Genomic DNA, 20,942 nt, shown 5'->3' on the forward strand with positions numbered 1-20,942 from the left:
TTATGGATACACTCTATATAATGTTCTTGCAAATGGTATTGCTTCTCTTATATGTTTAAGGCCGCATATCCAGGCTACTGTTCTTTCAATTCCAAGACCAAATCCACTGTGAGGAACTGAACCAAATTTTCTTAAATCAAGATACCATTGATATTCTTCTACTGGTAAGTTGTTTTCTTTTAATCTTTCAATTAATACATCTTCCTGCCAGATTCTTTCAGATGCACCAATTATTTCACCATATCCTTCAGGTGCAATCATATCATCACATAATACTACATCTGGATTTTCTGGATCTGGTTGCATATAGAATGCCTTTACTGATTTTGGATATTTTTCTATAATAACAGGTTTATCAAATTCTTCAGAGATTAATGTTTCATCATCTGCTCCGAGGTCTTCACCCCATTGTATATCCGAACCCTTTTTATTTAATAATTTTATTGCTTCTGTATATGTAATTCTTGGGAATGGCGCTTCTATTTTTTCGAGTTTACTTATATCCCTTCCAAGAGCAACTAAATTTTCAGAAGCATTTTCAAGGACTTTCTTAACCACATATGATACAAGATTTTCCTGTAATCTCATATTGTCTTCATGTGTATAATAAGCAACTTCTGCCTCATTCATCCAGAATTCTATAAGATGTCTTCTCGTTTTTGACTTTTCAGCCCTGAATGTTGGACCAAGATTGTATACTTTACCTAAAGCCATAGCTGCTGCTTCAAGATATAACTGACCTGTCTGTGCAAGATATACTTTTCCATAATCAAAATAGTCTATTTCAAATGTATTTCCTGCACTTTCACCAATTGAACCTGTAAATATTGGAGTATCAATTAATACAAAACCTTCGTTGTTATAAAATTCTCTTATAGCTTTTATTATTTCATGTCTTACCTTTAATATATGGAATTGTCTTCTTGATCTTAACCATAAATGTCTGTGTTCCATTAAGAAATCAATTCCGTGTTCTTTCTTTGAAATAGGATAATCTTCTGATGGATTATGTACTATTTCAACTTCATCAATGTGTAATTCAAATCCAACTGGTGATCTTTGATCTTCAACAACTGTTCCTCTAACAATTAATGAGCTTTCCATTTTTAATTTTTTTACTTCTTTGTATTTTTCTTCACCAAGTGTTGATTTTTCAACAACTCCCTGAACAAAACCTGTTCCATCTCTTAATTGTAAAAATCCTATTTTACCACTAACTCTTTTATTCCAGAGCCAGCCTCTAAATTCAACTTTTTCACCTATATGTTTTTTCATATCTTTTATATATATCCATTCCATACTTTTCCCTCCCAAATCACAATATTTTATTTATCTCTATTTTTTATATTATAACACGCTAATACAATTGTGTCAAAATCTATGATATAATTAAAATATAAAAATCAGTCAAGGGGATGGTACAATGAAAGAAACAAAAAATAGATGTTTAGGTGCTTTAATTGGATTAGCAATTGGAAATGCATTAGGAGCACCTTTTGAATATATAGATATGGAAAAGCTTCCTGAAATAAATGATTTTCATAGCGGTGGAATATATAATTTAAATGCCGGCGAATGGACAGATGATGTTTCTATGGCTCTTTGCCTTGCAGAAAGTTTAATAGAAGACGGTTTTGATTTTGATAGTCAAATGAAAAAATATTTAAAATGGATTGATGAAGGTCTCTATTCCTGTAAAAAAACGGCTTTTGGAATTGATAACCAAACAATGGATGCATTAATTCAATATGAAAAAGACGCTTCTTTGCCAAAGATAATAGATAAAGATTCACATAAACCTTTAGCAAGACTTGCTCCAATTCCTATGTACTTTAAAAATTCTTTTAATGATGCTGTTTTTTATTCAGGACAAAGCGCATATACCACTCATAATAATATCTATTCAATTCATTCATGCAAATTCATCGGTGGATTTATACAACAGGCAATTAATGGCGCTACAAAACGCGTTTTATTAGAAGAAGTTCATAGACATATGGACTTAATTTATGATGTAAAACTTAAAATTGTTGATGTTACATATAAAGATATAAATGATTTAATAAACGACGGAAAAGCCATAAATTCACTTGAAATAGCATTATGGACTATTCATAATACTAATTCATTTAAAGATGCTGTTCTAACAGCTGTTAGATTTGGCGGAGATACAGATACATTAGGTGCTATTGTTGGACAAATGTCTGGTGCTCTTTATGGATTAGAGAATATTCCAAAGGTTTGGCTTTTAAAGCTTTCAAAAAAAGACATGATATTGGAACTTGCAGAGAAGTTGTGTAATAAATAAGAAAATGCCTGTTCAAAATCAGGCATTTTCTTATTTGATCTAAATTAACGTAACATATTAAAATACTGTTTTTAACCAAACTTAGACCGCCATCAATTTGAGATAACTGCATATTTAATTATTTTAATTTAATTTAAACTGTTTTACAATCTCTTCAAGCCTTATTGCCAATTCTTTTGAATTATCGGCTTCAGAAGCTATATTTTCTATATTTGCTGTTTGTTCTTCAACAGATGCATTTATCTCCTGAACAGCAGCATTTATTTTCATAGAATTATCTGAAAGCTCTGTCATAGCAGTTGCTATTTCATCAACACCAGCCGTTTGTTCTTCAACTCCTGCTGCAATACCTTCAAGTTTATTTGTTATTTCTTTCATGGCTTTTAATATTTCATCTAAATTTTCACCTGCTTTATTTGAAAGCTCCGAACCTTCTTCAACCTTTTTATTTATTTCTGTTGAAACATTTAAAGCTTCTTTAGATACATTCATTACACCATCAACTACTTCTCTTATTTCATTCGCTGCTTTTCTGCTTTCTTCAGCCAAAACTCTTATTTCATCAGCAACAACAGCAAAACCTTTTCCAGCCTCTCCAGCTCTCGCAGCTTCAATCGCAGCATTTAATGCAAGAAGATTGGTTTGCTCTGCTATATTAGAAACTGTATCAACGAATTCATTAATTTTAGCTGCACTATCATTAAATTCCTTTACTACCTTATCAATTTCAAAAGTTACTTCTGTAATTTCATCCATTTTTTTTATAGAACTTTCTACTATTTTTCCGGCTTTTTCTGCCATTTCTGTTGAATCATGTCCAAATTGTGCTGCCTGGGATGCATCATCTGCGATGAGTTTTGTAGCAGATGAAATTTCTTCTATTGATGCTGTAGTTTCCTGAATTGATGCTGTTACATCTTCCATTTCAGTGGATATATTACTAACAGATGTAGCTATTTCCTGAACAGCTACAGATGAAACATCCAACGAATCAGTTATTTCCTTCATTGAGCTTATAAGGATAATACTTTCTTCTTTTAATTGAACCATATCTTTTTTTAAGTGTTCGTGCATAATCTTAAACACGTTTATTAATTCTCCTAATTCACTATTATCTTTTATTTGAGGAATTTTAACTGTATAATCTTTGTTAGATAATTTTCTTGCATATTCCATCAATATATTTAGTGGCTTTGTAATTGTTCTAATTAAATATATTGAAATTATACCTCCTATAATTAATGAAAATACTATAACTATTATTCCAAAAGTTTTAGCTTTTTTCCCATTTTTAAAATTATAATCTGTCATTTCCAATACTTTATTATCTATACTTTCTTGAAATTTTTGAAATGTTTCAACCGCATTTTTGCCTATTTTTCTAAAATTTTCTGCATCATTTTTTATATCTTCAACAGAATTATATGATTGTAATAATTCTTTATAATCTTCTATTGCACTTATTGTTTGCTTTTTTAAAGGTATCAAATCCTCATTTACTTTAAGATCTTCTATTTTTTTTATTAGATAATCAAGTTTTTTTTCTGCTTCTAATTTTATTTTTTTATCATTAAATGCTATATATTCTGCAACAAATTTTCTTGCTTCCATGAATTCAACAGAATACTTTCCAAATTCTTTCATATTTTCCACATATTTTTCAGACAATATGTGTTCATTATTTAAAATTGTTGCTATGGAGTTGTTATTTAAAATAAAAACTACAACTTGCATAAGCAATAAAATAACTACTGTAAAACCTATCTTCGTTTTTAATTTCATAATACCCCCCCAATCTAAAAATGTTCTTTTGTTATTTCATCATAAATCTTCCTTATTTCATTATGATATTTTTTAAATAATGACAATATTTCCGGATGAAAATGTTCCGGTTTCGTTCTGCCATCTCCTTCAGTTATAATCTTTACAACTTCTTCATGACTAAATGCTATTTTATATGTTCTCACAGAGCGTAAAGCATCATAAACATCTGCTAGAGCTACAATTTGTGCTTCTATTGGAATTTCATCTCCACTTAAACCAAATGGATATCCACTTCCATCATATCTCTCATGATGATATAAAGCTATATTTTTAGCAGTAATAAAGTATGGATCATTTAATAATTTTAATGAAAATATTGTATGTTGCTTTATTAAATCAAATTCTTCCTCAGTTAATTCGTCCGATTTCGTTAAAAGATCTCGATTAATAAATATCTTACCTATATCATGAAGTGGTGCAAAGGTTTCTATTTCTTTTACTTTTTCCTCATTTAGTCCCATTTTCTTTGCAATAAAACCTGATATCTTTCCAACTCTATATATATGAGCGCCAGTAATATCATCATGTGCTTCAGCTATAATAGCAAGCTTTGTGGCAAAATTCAAATATGCATTTTTAACTTCCTGAACAGATAATTTTTCTAACCAAAAGGCTTTTATAAGATTACCAAAACCTTCTATTAATTTCATTGAATTTTCCGAAAAATTTTTCTTTGAATTTTCAGCAATATCAACAGCTATTTTTATCCATATATTTGGATTTAATTGTATTTCTCGAATTAATGTTTCTTTTATCGGTTTAACTGCATTTTTTAAAGTTTTATAATCCTTTTCATTTAATTCTTTATTCCTTTCTTCATCCAATACATCTTTTACAATTCGGGTATTCTCACGTTTTGGAATTTTTCCAATTAAAGATTTTATCTTTTTTAAGTCTTCGAAACTATGACCATAAGAGGCTATAAATTTTGTTGTCTTTTTTTCTACATCAATTAACACAATGCTTCCATAATCTGCTTCCGGCACTATTTCTATAACTAATTCAAGAACTTCTTTATAAAATTTTTCAAACGAATTACCTGGTATCATATGAGAAAGAACTTCCGTCATTCTAAATAAATTATTAGAAAATTCATTATTTTTATTATAAAGATCTTCAAGTTCTTCGCTCATAGCTACAAGTTCTTCGTTAAATGCTTCAAGTTTTTTATTTTTTATTTTAAGATCAGATGTAGCTCTTATTAGTAGTTTCCTGTATATATATAATAAAGTTAAAACAATTAATAATAACAATAAAATAACCCCTATTGTTATAAAAAACCACCTGGGAAAATGTATTGTTTCATTAAAAAAATATTTATTTATTATCATATAATAAATTGAATTATTTTGATTTTTCCATTTTTGCAAATATGCATCTATTGTATTTATAATATTTTCATTAATAGAATGGGAAAAAACTATATATACATCTACCGGAGAAAAAATTATAGGCGTTTTTTTTAGCCCATAATTATTTCCATTATATGATCTACTAATTATTGCGATATCTGCTTTTTTTTCATATACATATTTTAAACATTCATCATAAGAAGAAACTTCAATAAAAGACGCTTTTATGTGCAATTTATTTAAAATATTTTTAATTCCTTCTTTTCCAACATAATAAATATCATTTTTAATAACAGCAATTTTTTTATCTTCAAAATCAAGTAGAGACTCTATATTTTCATCTCGTGTATATACCATTCCCCAATTTGTAAAAACTGGCTCTTTATTATAGTAAAAAAATTTTGCCCGTTCTTTTGAATAGGCAACATCTAACATCATATCAATATTTCCTTCTTTCAATTTTTCAATCAGATCACTAAACGTACCATATTTATAAATAATATTCCAATTTTCAGATAATGCAATTTCATTTAATATATCAACAAAAACGCCTTTAGCTTTATTATTTTCAAAATACACTAAAGGCGGATTATCATAAACACCAACTGAAAATATTTCCCCTAAATTTGTAATAACAAAAATAGATAAAAAAAGTATTAATATTATTAGTTTCTTTCTCATTCCTGTTCCTCCACTTACTTAAATAAATTACAGCATTTATATATTATTTCATTTACACGTTATTTGCAAAATAGAGCTATAATTTAACGCTAAATCATTAAAATTATAACTCTTTTGTTTATTTTTTTTTTTTTTTTTTTTTTTGCGTTTTTGTTAAAAAAAGGTAACTTCAAACAACTAAAAAGTTTATGATAGTCAATATATTCTATTTTTGGAATTTAATAATTTTTGTTTTGCGTATATGCTTAATTATCATTTTTAACCTTTTATTAACATAATTTCGATTTCATTTGTTTTTATCTTTTAATATGCTATATTTTCATATCATCCTTTTTAATTGTCAATAATGGATTTTTGAAAAAAAATTTTTTATTGTATAATTAAAATGAAAATTTTCTTTTTTATTTTTGAAATAAAAAAGAAATTCTATTAAAGGGGGTATTGTGATGAAGAGATTATTGGTTTTGATAATGGTAGTTTTATTGGTATCTGCTGTATTCGCAAAGATTACTTTCTGGACAACAGAGGTTGAATCTAACAGAATGCAGAGAATTAGAGCTCTTGCAACAATTTTTAAAGCTCAAACAGGTATTGATGTTGAAGTTGTTCCTGTTGAAGAAAATGATTTATTGAAACAGATTCCTATTGCAAAAAATGCTGGAACATTACCTGATCTAATTGAAAGTGGTATTGAACCAATGTTGTTGTTAGGTTCAGAAAATTTCATGAATGTTGACCTTGCAACAAAGATTATAAATGATTTTGGTGATGTTTATAATGGTGCAGCAAGATTATTAAGTAATGGCGAAGGTAAATATTATGCAATTCCTTTCCACGCATGGGTACAGGGTATATGGTATAGAAAAGATTGGTTTAAAGCACAGGATCTTGGCGATCCAATAACATGGTATAATATCGCTTTAGCTGCAAAGGTATTAAATAATCCAAAGAAAGGTGTTTACGGTATTATTTTACCTAAAAAGGCAAATGCTTATGCAGAACAGGTATTTACAGAAATTGCTCTTGCAAATGGTGCAAGACCTATAGACGAAAATGGAAATGTAACCTTTAATACACCAGAAATGATTGAAGCTTTCAGATTCTATAAGGAATTGGGTAAATATTCAAAACCTGGTTTTACAGATGTTCTTGACGCTTTAAAGGGTTATTTAAGAGGCGAAACAGCAATGATTTTCTATTCAACTTATATTATGGACGATATTGCTGTTGAAGAGGTACAAAGAGGAAGAATTGATAACTTTAATCCTCAATTAGTTGTTAATACTGGTTTTGCAAATAAAATGATTAATGTAAGACCAACATCTTATGGACAGGTTGTAGCCCTTGGTATTACAAAGAATGCAAACGCAAGCGAAGTAGAAAAATTTGTTAAATTCCTTATGACAGATAAAAACTATGTTTACTGGGTACATATGGCACCAGGCGGAATGAATCCAACAAGAAAATCTGTAGCTGAAAGTGATGAATTCCTTGATAATCCTGTTCTTGAAAGATATGGAAAAGCTAAAATCGCAGAAATTGTTGCAGCACTTGATTCTGTAGAAAGATTTGAATTTATTAACGGTAAGGTTATTACAGATATGAGTAAATTAAGCGCTAATTTTGTTATAGGTAAGGCTATTAATTATATGTTTGCAAATGATTGGACACCACAGCAAACTGCAATGTGGGCACAAAAAGAAGCAGAAAAGATTCTTGGAAAATAATTCTTTTTCATGAAAAAGGGGGAATTCTGTCCCCCTTTTTTTAAAAAGGAGGTTTGAAATATGGCTGTGATGTCGTTAAAGGAACGTGAAGCGAGATTTGGCTGGAAATTGGTTATGCCAACTGTAATTTTAATTGCTTTGTTGATTTTATATCCTGTATTTTATAATATTTATCTTAGTTTTTTTGAGGTGTCAATTTCAGATGCCCCAAATAAGTTTGTTGGGTTGCAGAATTATAGAGAAATCTTATCTGATTCCTCGTTCTGGAAATCATTTGGAATTACTGTTCTGTTTACTGTTACAACTGTTGTAGGAAGTATTTTGTTGGGACTTGGAGTGGCATTATTGCTAAACAGGGAGTTTCCTGGAAGGAATGTTGTTAGAGCTTTATTGTTATTGCCTTATGTAACTCCATTAATTGCAATCGTTTTTGCCTGGAAATATATATTTTTACCTATTGATGGACCTTTAATGAAATTCCTTGCTAATTTTGGCATGAATCCAGGAAATGACTTTTTAAATAATCCCAATAATGCTTTCTGGGTTGTTTCGATTTTTAATATATGGAGAAATTTCCCATTTGTTTATTTGATGATTTTATCAAGGCTTCAATCTATTCCTACAGATTATTATGAAGCAGCTGAAATAGATGGTGCAAGCGATTGGCAGAAGTTTGTTCATATTACATTACCAGAATTGTATTTTGTTATAGGTTCTGTTGCCTTGCTAAGAGGTATCTGGAATTTTTACAAGTTTGATGAAGTTTATCTTATGTCAAAATTCGCTAATACTTTACCTATTTATATTTATGAAAAAGCATTTGCTGGATTACCGGAACAGGGTGTCGCAGCTGCAATTGCAACTATATTATTTGTAATAATGATTGCATTAATCGGTATATACGTAAAGAAGGTGTTAAAATGGTAAAAAGAAAAAGCCCTTTGAAAATAATTGGTTTCTGGACTTTGATTATATTATTGGTAATATTTATTACTTATCCATTTGCATGGATGCTTTCTGTATCTTTTAGATATGATACAGATGCTTTTGATCCTGGTATAATACCTAAACGCCCTACACTTGATACTTATGCTATATTACTTGGATTTAAAAAGTCCATAAGAGAGGAATTGAGTAATGAGCAACAACAATTGTTGGATCTTATAAAAACTTTGCCTAAAGACCAGCAAGAAGCTGTTCTTGCTCAAATAAATGCACAAAGAAAAAAGGAGTCATTCCCATTTTTAAGATTTTTTAGAAATTCTTTGCTTCTTGCAGGTTTGAGTGCTCTGGTAAGTTTAATTTTATCGGTTTTCGGAGCATATGCATTTAGTAGGATTGAGTTTAAGGGGCGAGGAACTATTCAAAGAGGTGTTCTTGTAGTTTATCTCTTTGGAGGCACTATACTTGCAGTACCTCTATATCAAATTTTTGTAAAAATTGGATTGACATCATCAGGGATTTCTTCCGCTATCGCTTTATTCATTATATATATTGTTCAAACTATACCTGTTTCTTTGTATATGCTTGGTAATTATTTTAGAACAATTCCAAGATCTATTGAAGAAGCTGCTATTATTGATGGTTCTTCAAGAATGGGCGTTATCACAAAGATAATAATTCCTTTATCTTTACCTGCTATAATTACTGTATATATATATGCGTTTATGATAGCCTGGAATGAGTTCTTATTTGCTTCAATTTTTGTAAGACCATTCCCGGAATTTTATACTCTACCTCTTGGTTTAAATGAAATATTTAATTCTGAACATGCAATATGGGCAAAAATGATGGCAGCATCTGTTGTTACTGCAGTACCTGTTGTTATTATGTTTATGATGATGGAAAAATATTTAACAGGTGGATTAACTGCCGGTGGTGTAAAAGAATAAAAGAGGTGACCATTTATGATTATAAACCAAATAAAAGGTATATATAACTCTCTTACAAAAAGAGAAAAAAAAGTAGCTGATTATATTATTGAAAGGGCTGATGATGTAATTCATTATAGTATTACTGAATTGGCAAATTGGGCTGAAGTAAGTGAAACAACTGTTTATAGAGTGATTAAGAAACTGGGATTTAACGGTTATCAGGATTTTAAAATTTCTCTTGCCAAAGAATTATCCGAGCCTGTTTTTGAAACAGTTGAAACTGAGCAGGATATTTTTTCAAATCTATATAATAAGATTTGTAAAAGTTTAAGTCTTATAAACCAGAATCTCGATAAAGATTTGTTGAATAGAGTAGCTGAAAGAATTCTTGCATCTAAAAAACTTATATTTTTTGGTGTTGGAAGATCTTTTCCTGTTGCTCTTGATAGTTCACTAAAATTTGCTGCTTTAGGTTTTTCTGCAATGGCATACAGCGATCCTCATATGCAGGTTATTGTTGGCGCTGGATTAACCTCTGAAGATACTGTTATTTCAATAAGCCATTCAGGATTTATACGTGATGTGTTTAAATCAACTCAAGTTGCAAAGGACGCTGGAGCTTTTACCATTGCTATTACATCAGGTGTAAATTCACCTTTAAGTAAGATTTCAGATATTGTTATATATACTACACCAAGCGATCCTTCTGAGAATGAGTTTACCCATGATAGAATAGGCGAAATGTATATGATAGAAATACTTTATAACCTCGTGGTTTCAAAGAAATTTACAGATAAACATTTTAATAAGTTGAAAAATGTTATTGAGCCAAAAAAGTTCCAGTAAAAGAGGTGTATTTTATGCATAAGAATATATACGATAAATTAGAATTTTTATATGGCGATGAAGCAAAAGGTGTATATCAAAAACTTATGAATATTATTGAAAAATATAAAATTTCTGATAAGGATTTTGATTTTTCGGAAAAGGACGTTATTTTAATTACTTATGGTGATTCTATAAAGAAAAATAATGAAAAGCCTTTAAATACTTTACATCATTTCTTAAATGAATATGTAAAGGATAGTATTAATACTGTACATATACTTCCATTTTTCCCTTATTCATCTGATGATGGCTTTTCTGTAATTGATTATAAACAGGTTAATCCAGAATTGGGCAGTTGGGAAGATATTCAATCGCTCTCAAAAGATTACAAACTAATGTTTGATGCAGTTATAAATCATATTTCCAAAGAAAGCAAATGGTTTCAGGAATATTTAAAGGGAAATAAAAAATACAAAAATTATTTTATTGAACAGGAGCCTGTGGAGGAATTAAAGAATGTAACTCGTCCAAGGGCACTACCTTTATTACATGTATATAAAACTGCTTCAGGCGAAGAAAAACATATCTGGACTACATTTAGTGAAGATCAAATTGATTTAAATTATAAATCTACAGATTTGTTCCTTGAAATTGTTGAAATATTGCTTTTCTACGCAAAAATGGGAGCTAAATTAATAAGACTTGATGCTATTGGATATTTATGGAAAGAAATTGGAACATCATGTATCCACTTAAAACAAACACATGTAATGATTCAGTTGTTTAGAGATATTTTAAATCTCACAGCCAAAGACGTTATTCTGATTACAGAAACAAATGTCCCGCATCATGAAAATATTTCTTATTTTGGAAATGGATATAATGAAGCTCAAATGGTTTATAATTTTTCACTTCCTCCCCTTGTTTTATATTCTTTTTTATTTCATGATGCGACTGTTATATCAAAATGGGCTTATACATTAGAAACACCATCTGATAAGACTACTTTTTTCAATTTTCTCGCTTCACATGACGGCATTGGATTAATGCCAGCAAAAGGAATTTTAAAAGATGAAGATATTGATTTTCTTGTTGAACATACTTTAAGAAATAACGGACTTGTTTCTTATAAAAGCAATCCTGATGGGACAAAATCACCGTATGAGTTGAATATTAATTATTTTGATGCTTTGTACGATGAAAACGAATCAATGGAATTGAATATAAGAAAATTTATTTCCGCTTATGCAATTGCTGCTGCAATGAAAGGTATTCCAGGTATTTATATTCACAGTTTATTGGGATCACGAAATTATCTTGAAGGTGTTAAAATCACCGGAATGAACAGAACTATTAATAGAGAAAAATTGAATTATGATACCTTAATTTCAGAATTAAACGATAAAAGTTCTTTAAGGTTTAAGATATTTAATACCTTCAAACATATGCTGGATATTAGGAAGAAACACAAAGCATTTAATCCAAAAGGAAAACAAATGGTTATGTTTTATGATGATTCTGTTTTTGCATTTATGCGAGAATTTAAAGATGAAAGAGTTCTTGTTTTAACCAATGTTGCTAATAGAGAAATTACTCTTGATATTGATAATCCGCTTTCTAAAAATCCTTATGACTTTTTAAATAACACTTCTGTTGATATTTCCGATAATAAACTTCATATTATTCTTAAGCCATATGAAACCAAATGGTTGAAATAAAAGCGAGGGCAAACTCCCTCGCTTTATTATTATTTTTATTTATCTCTTCAAGTATTTTAAGAAGACTTTCTTTCACTTCAAAATTTGGATAGTCCAGTATATATTTTTTCTTTAATCCATATTTTTTTATTCCTTTAAAGGTTAAATACCCTGCCTGCGTAAAGAAGATATTTGCTTTTGCATCTTCTATTTCTCTTGTTGAGAAATCTTCTGCACTTACTGGTGTTTTTACTAAATCTTCATACTCTATCTTTTTGCCTTTTATATATTCATACAAAAAACTTGGTGAGCCACTTTCAAACCAGAAGTTTTGGAATTCTTTTTCTGAAAAAAATCTCAATATTGAATATGGATTATATACTGTATGTTCTCCGTCAAATGAAAATCCATTATAATATCTCTTCATTTCTTCAAGCAATTCTTTTTCTGTTATATATTCGTCTATTAAAATTACCACTTTTTCTTTTTTTGAAAGTTTCATTATTAATTCATCAAATGCAAATGTATAATCTGTTTCAGTTATCTCTATTCCGTTTCTTTCACCTTCCTGCTCTATCATCTTTACCAGACTTTTTTTGAATTTTTCTTCGCTCTCCGTTGATGATTTAAACAGGTTTAATCTTATTATTGGATACTCTTTGAAATCCCATTTGTCATATATATATGTCCCTTTGAATAACTCTTTTTCTCCTTTGAATAAATAATATAATTTTGAATAAATAATATAATGTTGATACTGTTAAACTTTTTCCAAATCTTCGTGGCCTTGATAAGAATGTTGGTATTCCTGAATATACCATTTCCAATATATATTTTGTTTTATCTACATATATATAATCTCCTGTTATTATTTCCTTATAATCTTCTATCCCTACTGGTAACTTCTTCACTGCTTTCCACCTCCCTATATTATGATTATATCATAATAATTCCCAATTCACTTTTATTTTTTTATTAATCCATTAATAAAATTATTTTTACATTCATTTTACTTATTTTGTTGACAATTTTTTTATTTTTATATAAAATTCTTAATAGAACAAAGTTCTTTTTTATTAAAAGTTATTATTTTCACTAATTTCGTTTTAAGTTGTTTAATATTTATGTTCATTTCTATTTGCATAGAATTTCCAAAATATATTATCAACATAATTAAAGGAGGTATTTTATGAAAATTCCTCAAATAATTAAATTACCTGAGGATATTTTACAATATAGAAAAAAAGATAAAGTTTTGCTTCTTTCTCCAGAAAAAGCTGGTGCCATTGTATTAAATGATATTGAATATAAAATTTTTTGTGAATTTTTGAACTAAAAAATATCGAGGAGGAGGTATAAAGTTGGATCTTTCTACTTTAATAGGATTGGGTTTGGCTTTTGTTGCTATATTAATTGGTGGATATTCAGGATTAGGACAATTATGGGATACAAACTCCTTCTTTATTACTGTTTTAGGTTCAGTTGGTGGTATGATGATTGCTGCGCCAAAAGATATATCTTTTAAATTTGTAACAGCAATAATGATGGGAATAAAAGAACCTAAAATTGATTCGGTCGAAATTTTAAAAACATTATATTCATTTGCAGAAAAAGCAAGAAGAGAAGGTTTAATATCCCTTGAAGCAGATCTTGAAGGCCTTGATAACGAATTTATGAAAGAAGGTTTAAGGGCTGCAGTTGATGGTACTGATCCAGAAGAAATAAGGAAAATCCTTGAAATAAAAATGGAGTTATTTGAAGCAGAACAGGGAAAATGGTCAGGTCTTTTAAATACCTGGGGCACATTAGCTCCGGCATACGGAATGATTGGAACGCTGATAGGTCTCGTTTTGATGCTTGGTAGTTTGAACGATCCATCTACTATAGGTCCTAATATGGCTATTGCTCTTATTACAACGTTATACGGTGCTCTTGTTGCAAATATATTCACCTTACCGATAGCCGAAAAAATAGGAAGAAGAACATCAATACAGGTAAATCTTTTAAGGATGATAACTGAAGGAATATTATCAATAGTTTCAGGTGAAAACCCAAGATTAATGGAAGAAAAACTAAAAGCATTTTTAAGCCCTGATGAAAAGAAAAAATATGAATCAGAAAAAGAAGGGTGATATAAATGGCAGATAAATGTAAAAAAGATGAAGGGCCACCACCACCACCTGGTTGGCTGGCAACATTCAGTGATTTAAATTCGTTGCTTATGACATTCTTTGTTATGTTGTTCTCCATGGCAACAATTTCACCCGGTAAATTCCAGCAGGCAGCAGTAAGTTTTAGAAGTCCCTTTAGCGGAACGCCACCAAGTGTTTTGACGGGTGGAAAAAGTCTATCAGAAGAAAGCTTAATTACATCAAATCCTGGAATTAGAGTTGAACTTTTCAGACTACAGGACAATCCAAAGTATAAAGGAAGAATAACAATAGAAGAAAATGACAAAGGAACAATAATAAAAATGCAGGACATGGCATTTTTCGAGCCTGGTAGCGCTCAATTAACCAAAGATGCAAAAGAGTTGTTATATAAATTGGGTATAATTCTAATAGAACATTCAAACAATGCAATAGAAATATATGGATTTACAGATGACAGACCGCCAAAAGAACAATTAATATATCCATCAAACTGGCATTTAGGAGCCGCGCGTGCAGCAAGTGTGGCAAAATTCTTTACAGAAGAAATGAAAAAGAAAAGAACACTTGAAAGATTGGCAGAAGTAAAAGCCGGGAAATTTGATCCTGATTATTACTATAATCCTGAAAGATTCTATCCAATCTCAGAAGGAGATAAAGACATATTAAAAGATATACAAAAATTAAAATCAAACACCGAAGCAGAAAAGATGAAATTAAAAGAGGAATTTGAAAAAGGTATAATAGATATTGCAACCTTGAAAACAAAAGAAAAAGAATTAGATGAAAAATACAAAAATGATCTTGATAGACTAAGACATCTATACAGAAGAATTGATTTATTGATTTTAAGACAGCGCTTGAGATGATTTTTTACAATCCAGAAAAAAAATCTTCATTTTTTTCTGGTATATTCTATTTGTTAATTTCAGGTTAATTCATTTATGTGAATATTTTAGAAAACTTTTTTACAGGAGGTATCCACAGATGAGAAGAAGAGAGATATTATCAATTTAAAAGTTAATAAAAATAAATACGACAACGGGAGAACTTTGCCTTTGTTTTTGAAAAAAGGTATGTGATTTTTTTGTCAATTTTTAACCCCGCGTTGTCGGGGTTTTTTTTGTTGCCAATTTAACTTTCGGGGGTGATAAGTTTATGAAAGAATTTTATAAGTATTTTTTTGATTTTCACAGATTATTACCAAAAAAGCTTTTTTATCAAAAAGTATTTCTTGATCTTTTATATGTTTCAAGAGAAATTATAAATCTTTTTATACCGATGATTTTTGGTAAATTGGTAAATTCTCTTGGAAGTGAAACAGTATGGATTAACCTGAAATTGTTTATAATTGTTTATATACTAAGGGATTTAATAGGTGAAGGAGAAGGATTGTTCCGAACATCTTTAAATGATGTTTCTATACCTGCTTATTTTTATCAGGTTTCTATTAAAAATGTTCTTAAGAAAAAAGATAATATTTCTCCTGCAAAAGAGATGGATAAGATTTTTGATTTTAGATATGCATATAGGTTTTTTTATGATTCATTCACTCTTTTATTTGCATTATTGCCTTTGTTGCTTGTAGCATTTACTGTTATTATTTTCGTTCAAAATATAGTTATAGGAGTTTTAACGATTATAGGCGCAATTTTTTTAACTTTCAGTGCAAATAAGAAGATGAAAGAAGCGTCAAAGGCTTCTAAATTTATGAATGATAGTGAATATAATGTTGCCGCTGTTGTGGAAGATGTTTTAAATGGATATCAGGAGATAAAGAGTTTTAGAAGTTTTGAAATACCTTTAAAATGGGTAATTGATGCTTATAAAAATTTAAAACGTTCTTATATTGCATATGGAAATGTGGAATTAAAATATGCTGTTACCTATGAAATAATAAGTGTTTTATTAAAACCCATTTCGTTATTATATTTAGGTTTTATGATTTTTTCAGGAAATATGCAGGCAGGAAATGCTTTAGCTATAATGATGTATATCGACTATTTTAATGATTATTTTTCTCTTTATTTAGATGATATGGATTATATATCCTGGATGGTTGAAAAGGCAAAAACTGCTTATAATAAATATTTAAAGGAGGTTGCATAATATGTTTATATCTTTTGAAAATGTTGAATATAAATATAATGAGACAGTGATTCTTGATAATTTTAATATTCAAATAAATAAAGGAGAAAAAATTGCTCTTGTAGGTTCAAGTGGTGAAGGAAAAACTACTATTATACGATTGTTGTTGAAATTTTTAACACCACAAAAAGGGAGAATATTAATAGAGAATAATGATTTAAAAGATATTCCAGATGAGGAATGGTATAGAAGAATTGGTGTATTGAGTCAGAATGCGCATATTTTCAACAGAACATTAAGGGAAAATCTTTTAATAGCAAAACCATCAGCAACTGATAAAGAATTATTAGAAGCACTTGAAAGATCAGGCTTAAAGAAGTTTCTTGAAAAAAGAAATGGTCTTGAAACGCAACTTGGCAGTAAAGGTGTTGCCATTTCAGGAGGAGAAAGAACAAGAATAGCGCTTACACGATTGTTATTAAAAGATCCAGAATTTCTTATTCTCGATGAACCGCTTGAAGGTGTTGATAAATTAGTGGAAAAAGAGGTTATAGAAAATATCAGGAATTTTATAAAAGATAAGACTTTGCTTTTAATTTCTCATAGATTCAGCATTTTATCCTTAACTGAAGAATTTGCTGTTTTACAGGATGGTAAGATTGTGGAAAAGGATAAATTCCATAATTTTTCTGAAAATAGTCTTTTAAAGAAATTTTTCAAGGCGGAAAATGAGCTTACTGAAAAATTCAGAAGGGGGAAGGAGAATGGGAACGCTGATAAAATGGATTATGAAGTCCAATAAAAAACGTTATGTGGAAATAACTATACTTAATATTTGCGGTATTTTATCTTCAATTGCAATTTCTTATTCTGCTGTAATCAGTAAGGATATTATAAATTTTGCCATTGAAAAGAATGATAAATTTTATTTTTATTCAATTATATTTTTCTTTCTGGTTATTATAGGACATATTACATTTGGTATAAGCAAAGCATATGTTTCGTATTTTAAGGGAGGATATATGCACGATGCAGGAATATATACGTATAAAACTATTATTAATAAGAATTTTCAGGATTTTATTAAAAAAACGCCTGCACAATATGCAGAACTTTCGTTAAGAACAGTAGAAAAGGTTGCAAATACACTTTCTAATTATGCAACTATGGGTGGCCTTGTTTATTTTTTCAAGTTGTTTATTTATATGAGCACTATTTTTGTTCTTGATTATTATTCGGGTCTGGCTTCCATTTTATTTTCTATAATATTAATTTTATTATTATTGGGTTCAAATGCCTATTATTATCCAAGAAGCAAAAAATTAAATGATCTGGAATTGGAAGTAAAGGAATATGTTTCAGATATGTTTGCAGGAAAATTTGAAAGTGCTCTTTTTAATGCTATAGATCATGAAATGGTTTCTTATAATAATTATGTAAAAGATTACTGGAAAAGATTAAGAAAGCTATATATAATCGATTTATTATATTCAAATACTTCAAGACGTTTTATTTCAACATTGTTTTATTTTTATATTGTTTATAGAGGAATTAAATTAAATGATGTAGGAAAATTGTATTCTATGACAACTATATTTATTATGATAAGAATGCAACTTTATAATGCAATGGGGGCCTGGCATGCTATAAGAGAGGGTATGATAGCTGCAAAACAATTGGAAGAATTTGTTGGATAAAAATTAAAAAACACCGGGAGAATTTAATCTCTCCCGGTGTTGATTTTTTATTAGTCAGCGTAGTTTACGAATTTTCCTCTCTTGAATTTAACAGCTGCCTGTGCTGCTGCTAATCTTGCAATTGGAACTCTGTATGGTGAACAACTTACATAGTCAAGCTGTGTTTTGTGGAAGAATTCGATTGATTCTGGATCTCCTCCGTGTTCACCACAAACACCTAATTTTAATTCTGGATTTACTGATCTACCGTAATCTTTTGCAATTTTAACCATTCTACCTACACCTGTTTGATCAACGTGTTTGAATGGATCTTTTTCGTAGATTCCTTTTTCGATGTAATCGTTGATGTATTTTCCGTAATCGTCTCTTGAGAAACCTAATGTCATCTGTGTTAAGTCGTTTGTACCAAAGCTGAAGAATTCAGCAACTTTAGCAATTTCGTCTGCTGTTACAGCTCCTCTTGGAACTTCGATCATTGTACCAACTTTGTATTCAAGATCTACTCCTGCTTCTTCGATTAATTTGTCTGCTGTTTCTCTTACGATTTTGTCAAGGTATTCTAATTCTTTTACTGTTCCTACTAATGGAATCATGATTTCTGGTTTAACTTTTTTACCTTCTTTTACCATTTCAATTGCAGCAAGGATTATAGCTTTTGTTTGCATTACTGCAATTTCAGGATATGTTATAGCTAATCTTACACCTCTGTGTCCCATCATTGGGTTGAATTCGTGTAAGTTTTCTACGATTTCTTTTAATTCTTCTACACTTACTCCTAATTGTGGAGCTAATTCTTTCATCTGTTCTTCGTCGTTTGGAAGGAATTCGTGAAGTGGTGGATCCAATAATCTGATTGTAACAGGGAATCCTTCCATAGCTTCAAATAATCCCTTGAAGTCTTCTTTCTGTAATGGTAATAATTCTTCTAATGCTGCTTCTCTTTGTTCTACTGTTTTTGATACGATCATTCTTCTCATTTTCTGGATTCTGTCGCCTTCAAAGAACATGTGTTCTGTTCTACATAATCCAATACCTTCCGCTCCGAAGTTTCTTGCAACTGTTGCATCTCTTGGAATATCAGCATTAGCTCTTACTCCTAATACTCTTATTTCATCTGCGAATTCTAATAATTCAGCAACTTCTCCTTCTAATCCTTTTGGTTTTATTGTTTTTACTTTACCGAGGTAAACTTTACCTGTTGTACCATCAATTGAGATCCAGTCTCCTTCTTTTACTTTAACTCCTCTTGCTTCAAATTCTTTTGCTTCTTCATCGATTACAATTTCTCCAGCACCAACGATAGCTGGTTTACCCATACCTCTTGCAACAACTGCTGCGTGTGATGTCATACCACCTGTTGCTGTTAAGATACCTTCAGCTGCGTTCATACCTCCAACATCTTCTGGACTTGTTTCAGGTCTTACAAGGATAACTGGTGTTCCTTCTTTTGCTAATTTTTCTGCATCATCAGCGCTGAATACAACTTTACCTGTTGCTGCTCCTGGTGATGCTGGTAATCCTTCTCCAATTTCCTGTGCTTTTTTGATTTCTTCTTCATCAAATGCAGGATGTAATAATTTGTCGATTTGATCAGGAGCTACTCTCATAACTGCTGTAGCTTTATCAATTAATCCTTCTTTTACTAAGTCAACAGCGATTTTTACTGCTGCTTTAGCTGTTCTTTTACCAGTTCTTGTCTGTAAGAAGTATAATTTTCCTTTTTCTACTGTAAATTCGATATCCTGCATGTCTTTATAGTGAAGTTCTAATTTGTCCATTATTTCTGTTAATTGTTTATATACATCAGGCATCATTTCGTTTAATTTTTCAAGTGGGTATGGTGTTCTGATACCAGCAACAACGTCTTCACCCTGTGCATTTGGCAAGTATTCACCGTATTTTACTTTTTCACCTGTGTTAGGATCTCTTGTGAAACATACTCCTGTTCCACTATCTTCACCCATGTTACCAAATACCATCATAACAACGTTAACAGCTGTTCCTAATAATTCTCCTTCTTTAATTCCATTGATAGCTCTATATTTTATTGCCCTTTCATTCATCCAGCTACCAAATACAGCTTCTATAGCAATCCATAATTGTTTTTTAGGATCTTGTGGGAATTCTTTTCCTGCTTTTCTATAGATTTCTTTGTATAATTCTACAACTTTTTTGAAGTCTTCTGCTTCTAATTCGATGTCTAATTTTACACCTTTTTCTTCTTTTACTTTGTTTAATGCTTCTTCAAAATCGTGATGTGGAATTCCTAAAGCAACATCACCAAACATTTGCATGAATCTTCTGTATGCATCATATGCAAATCTTGGGTTACCTGTATTTTTTGCTAATGCTTCTACTGTTTCATCGTTTAAACCTAAATTTAAGATTGTATCCATCATACCTGGCATTGAAACTGCAGCACCTGATCTAACAGATACTAATAATGGATTATCTTTGTCACCAAATTTCTTTCCTGAAACTTCTTCTAATTTTTTCATTGCTTTATCTACTTCTGCTTCAAGTGTTTCAGGGAATTTTCTATCGTGTTTCCAGTAATAGTCACAAACTTCTGTTGTAATTGTAAAACCTGCAGGTACTGGTAATCCTAATCTTGCCATTTCAGCAAGGTTAGCACCTTTACCTCCAAGTAAGTTTTTCATTTTTGCGCTACCTTCTGCAATTCCTCCACCGTAAAAATATACCATCTTTTCCATGT

18 protein-coding genes are annotated in these 20,942 nt (G+C 30.1%); 12 read left to right on the top strand and 6 right to left on the bottom strand.

The features are described from left to right. Positions 1-1,299 (bottom strand): asparagine--tRNA ligase, encoded by a 1,299-nt coding sequence (asnS, locus tag LN42_RS04485; protein ID WP_014296318.1) that lies wholly within the window; start codon positions 1,297-1,299, stop codon positions 1-3. A 124-nt stretch (positions 1,300-1,423) separates the two neighbouring features. Here asnS and LN42_RS04490 point away from each other — a divergent pair, with 124 nt between their 5' ends. Next, positions 1,424-2,308, top strand: coding sequence for an ADP-ribosylglycohydrolase family protein (locus tag LN42_RS04490; protein WP_075780426.1), 885 nt, complete (start codon positions 1,424-1,426; stop codon positions 2,306-2,308). Between the two features lie 123 nt (positions 2,309-2,431). Here the strand turns inward: LN42_RS04490 and LN42_RS04495 are convergent, their stop codons facing one another. Beyond that, entirely contained in the window at positions 2,432-4,090 is a 1,659-nt protein-coding gene (locus LN42_RS04495; protein ID WP_075780427.1) for a methyl-accepting chemotaxis protein, read from the bottom strand. Between the two features lie 14 nt (positions 4,091-4,104). Then, positions 4,105-6,165, bottom strand: coding sequence for an HD domain-containing phosphohydrolase (locus LN42_RS04500; protein WP_075780428.1), 2,061 nt, complete (start codon positions 6,163-6,165; stop codon positions 4,105-4,107). 446 nt (positions 6,166-6,611) lie between these two features. Between LN42_RS04500 and LN42_RS04505 the strand changes: the two genes are divergently transcribed. From LN42_RS04505 to LN42_RS04525, 5 genes are read left to right on the top strand one after another with little or no spacing between them, the layout of a single operon-like run. After that, a complete protein-coding gene (locus tag LN42_RS04505) occupies positions 6,612-7,892 on the top strand; it encodes an ABC transporter substrate-binding protein (protein WP_014296322.1) in 1,281 nt (426 codons plus the stop codon). A 60-nt stretch (positions 7,893-7,952) separates the two neighbouring features. Next, a complete protein-coding gene (locus LN42_RS04510) occupies positions 7,953-8,819 on the top strand; it encodes a carbohydrate ABC transporter permease (RefSeq protein WP_083635647.1) in 867 nt (288 codons plus the stop codon). Then, entirely contained in the window at positions 8,813-9,784 is a 972-nt protein-coding gene (locus LN42_RS04515; RefSeq protein WP_014296324.1) for a carbohydrate ABC transporter permease, read from the top strand. Before LN42_RS04510 ends, LN42_RS04515 begins: the two co-directional genes overlap by 7 nt. A 15-nt stretch (positions 9,785-9,799) precedes the next feature. Continuing rightward, a complete protein-coding gene (locus tag LN42_RS04520) occupies positions 9,800-10,612 on the top strand; it encodes a MurR/RpiR family transcriptional regulator (protein ID WP_014296325.1) in 813 nt (270 codons plus the stop codon). Positions 10,613-10,626: 14 nt separating this feature from the next. Then, on the top strand, positions 10,627-12,312 hold the full coding sequence (locus LN42_RS04525) for an alpha-amylase family glycosyl hydrolase (protein WP_014296326.1): 1,686 nt from the start codon (positions 10,627-10,629) through the stop codon (positions 12,310-12,312). On the opposite strand, the gene LN42_RS11110 is transcribed toward LN42_RS04525, so the two are convergent. Both LN42_RS11110 and LN42_RS11115 read right to left on the bottom strand, forming a co-directional pair. Then, complete coding sequence (locus LN42_RS11110; RefSeq protein WP_337998608.1) at positions 12,281-13,036, bottom strand: AAA family ATPase; 756 nt, start codon at positions 13,034-13,036, stop codon at positions 12,281-12,283. The two genes, LN42_RS04525 and LN42_RS11110, sit on opposite strands and share 32 nt — an antisense overlap. Beyond that, positions 12,966-13,202, bottom strand: a complete 237-nt coding sequence (locus tag LN42_RS11115; RefSeq protein ID WP_050899152.1) for an AAA family ATPase — start codon at positions 13,200-13,202, stop codon at positions 12,966-12,968. The genes LN42_RS11110 and LN42_RS11115 overlap by 71 nt, the downstream gene beginning before the upstream one ends. A 278-nt stretch (positions 13,203-13,480) precedes the next feature. Between LN42_RS11115 and LN42_RS10935 the strand changes: the two genes are divergently transcribed. The 6 genes from LN42_RS10935 (at position 13,481) to LN42_RS04560 (ending at position 18,226) form a co-directional block, all read left to right on the top strand. Further along, complete coding sequence (locus tag LN42_RS10935) at positions 13,481-13,627, top strand: hypothetical protein (RefSeq protein WP_014296327.1); 147 nt, start codon at positions 13,481-13,483, stop codon at positions 13,625-13,627. Between the two features lie 25 nt (positions 13,628-13,652). Then, on the top strand, positions 13,653-14,423 hold the full coding sequence (locus tag LN42_RS04540) for a motility protein A (RefSeq protein ID WP_014296328.1): 771 nt from the start codon (positions 13,653-13,655) through the stop codon (positions 14,421-14,423). 5 nt (positions 14,424-14,428) lie between these two features. Continuing rightward, positions 14,429-15,310 carry a flagellar motor protein MotB gene (locus LN42_RS04545; protein WP_014296329.1) on the top strand — a complete coding sequence of 294 codons (882 nt, stop codon included), beginning with the start codon at positions 14,429-14,431 and terminating at the stop codon, positions 15,308-15,310. A 289-nt stretch (positions 15,311-15,599) separates the two neighbouring features. Continuing rightward, the gene (locus tag LN42_RS04550) at positions 15,600-16,550 is read left to right on the top strand and encodes an ABC transporter transmembrane domain-containing protein (protein ID WP_014296330.1); all 951 of its coding nucleotides are present in this window, start codon (positions 15,600-15,602) and stop codon (positions 16,548-16,550) included. 1 nt (position 16,551) lies between these two features. Further along, entirely contained in the window at positions 16,552-17,331 is a 780-nt protein-coding gene (locus tag LN42_RS04555) for an ATP-binding cassette domain-containing protein (RefSeq protein ID WP_014296331.1), read from the top strand. Continuing rightward, positions 17,294-18,226, top strand: a complete 933-nt coding sequence (locus LN42_RS04560) for a hypothetical protein (RefSeq protein ID WP_014296332.1) — start codon at positions 17,294-17,296, stop codon at positions 18,224-18,226. Before LN42_RS04555 ends, LN42_RS04560 begins: the two co-directional genes overlap by 38 nt. A gap of 50 nt (positions 18,227-18,276) precedes the next feature. On the opposite strand, the gene ppdK is transcribed toward LN42_RS04560, so the two are convergent. Continuing rightward, positions 18,277-20,940: a pyruvate, phosphate dikinase gene (gene ppdK / locus LN42_RS04565; protein ID WP_014296333.1), complete on the bottom strand. Its 2,664-nt coding sequence runs from the start codon at positions 20,938-20,940 to the stop codon at positions 18,277-18,279. Positions 20,941-20,942: the final 2 nt, after the last annotated feature.

Origin of the sequence: Marinitoga sp. 1137 (assembly GCF_001941525.1) — a bacterium.
In the GTDB taxonomy this organism is placed as follows: domain Bacteria; phylum Thermotogota; class Thermotogae; order Petrotogales; family Petrotogaceae; genus Marinitoga; species Marinitoga piezophila.

What these genes read in the sequence shown, in the direction of transcription:
- asnS (WP_014296318.1), bottom strand. Translation starts at nt 1,299, where the DNA reads ATGGAATGGATATATATAAAAGATATGAAAAAACATATAGGTGAAAAA.
- LN42_RS04490 (WP_075780426.1), top strand. Translation starts at nt 1,424, where the DNA reads ATGAAAGAAACAAAAAATAGATGTTTAGGTGCTTTAATTGGATTAGCA.
- LN42_RS04495 (WP_075780427.1), bottom strand. Translation starts at nt 4,090, where the DNA reads ATGAAATTAAAAACGAAGATAGGTTTTACAGTAGTTATTTTATTGCTT.
- LN42_RS04500 (WP_075780428.1), bottom strand. Translation starts at nt 6,165, where the DNA reads ATGAGAAAGAAACTAATAATATTAATACTTTTTTTATCTATTTTTGTT.
- LN42_RS04505 (WP_014296322.1), top strand. Translation starts at nt 6,612, where the DNA reads ATGAAGAGATTATTGGTTTTGATAATGGTAGTTTTATTGGTATCTGCT.
- LN42_RS04510 (WP_083635647.1), top strand. Translation starts at nt 7,953, where the DNA reads ATGGCTGTGATGTCGTTAAAGGAACGTGAAGCGAGATTTGGCTGGAAA.
- LN42_RS04515 (WP_014296324.1), top strand. Translation starts at nt 8,813, where the DNA reads ATGGTAAAAAGAAAAAGCCCTTTGAAAATAATTGGTTTCTGGACTTTG.
- LN42_RS04520 (WP_014296325.1), top strand. Translation starts at nt 9,800, where the DNA reads ATGATTATAAACCAAATAAAAGGTATATATAACTCTCTTACAAAAAGA.
- LN42_RS04525 (WP_014296326.1), top strand. Translation starts at nt 10,627, where the DNA reads ATGCATAAGAATATATACGATAAATTAGAATTTTTATATGGCGATGAA.
- LN42_RS10935 (WP_014296327.1), top strand. Translation starts at nt 13,481, where the DNA reads ATGAAAATTCCTCAAATAATTAAATTACCTGAGGATATTTTACAATAT.
- LN42_RS04545 (WP_014296329.1), top strand. Translation starts at nt 14,429, where the DNA reads ATGGCAGATAAATGTAAAAAAGATGAAGGGCCACCACCACCACCTGGT.
- LN42_RS04550 (WP_014296330.1), top strand. Translation starts at nt 15,600, where the DNA reads ATGAAAGAATTTTATAAGTATTTTTTTGATTTTCACAGATTATTACCA.
- LN42_RS04555 (WP_014296331.1), top strand. Translation starts at nt 16,552, where the DNA reads ATGTTTATATCTTTTGAAAATGTTGAATATAAATATAATGAGACAGTG.
- LN42_RS04560 (WP_014296332.1), top strand. Translation starts at nt 17,294, where the DNA reads ATGGGAACGCTGATAAAATGGATTATGAAGTCCAATAAAAAACGTTAT.
- ppdK (WP_014296333.1), bottom strand. Translation starts at nt 20,940, where the DNA reads ATGGAAAAGATGGTATATTTTTACGGTGGAGGAATTGCAGAAGGTAGC.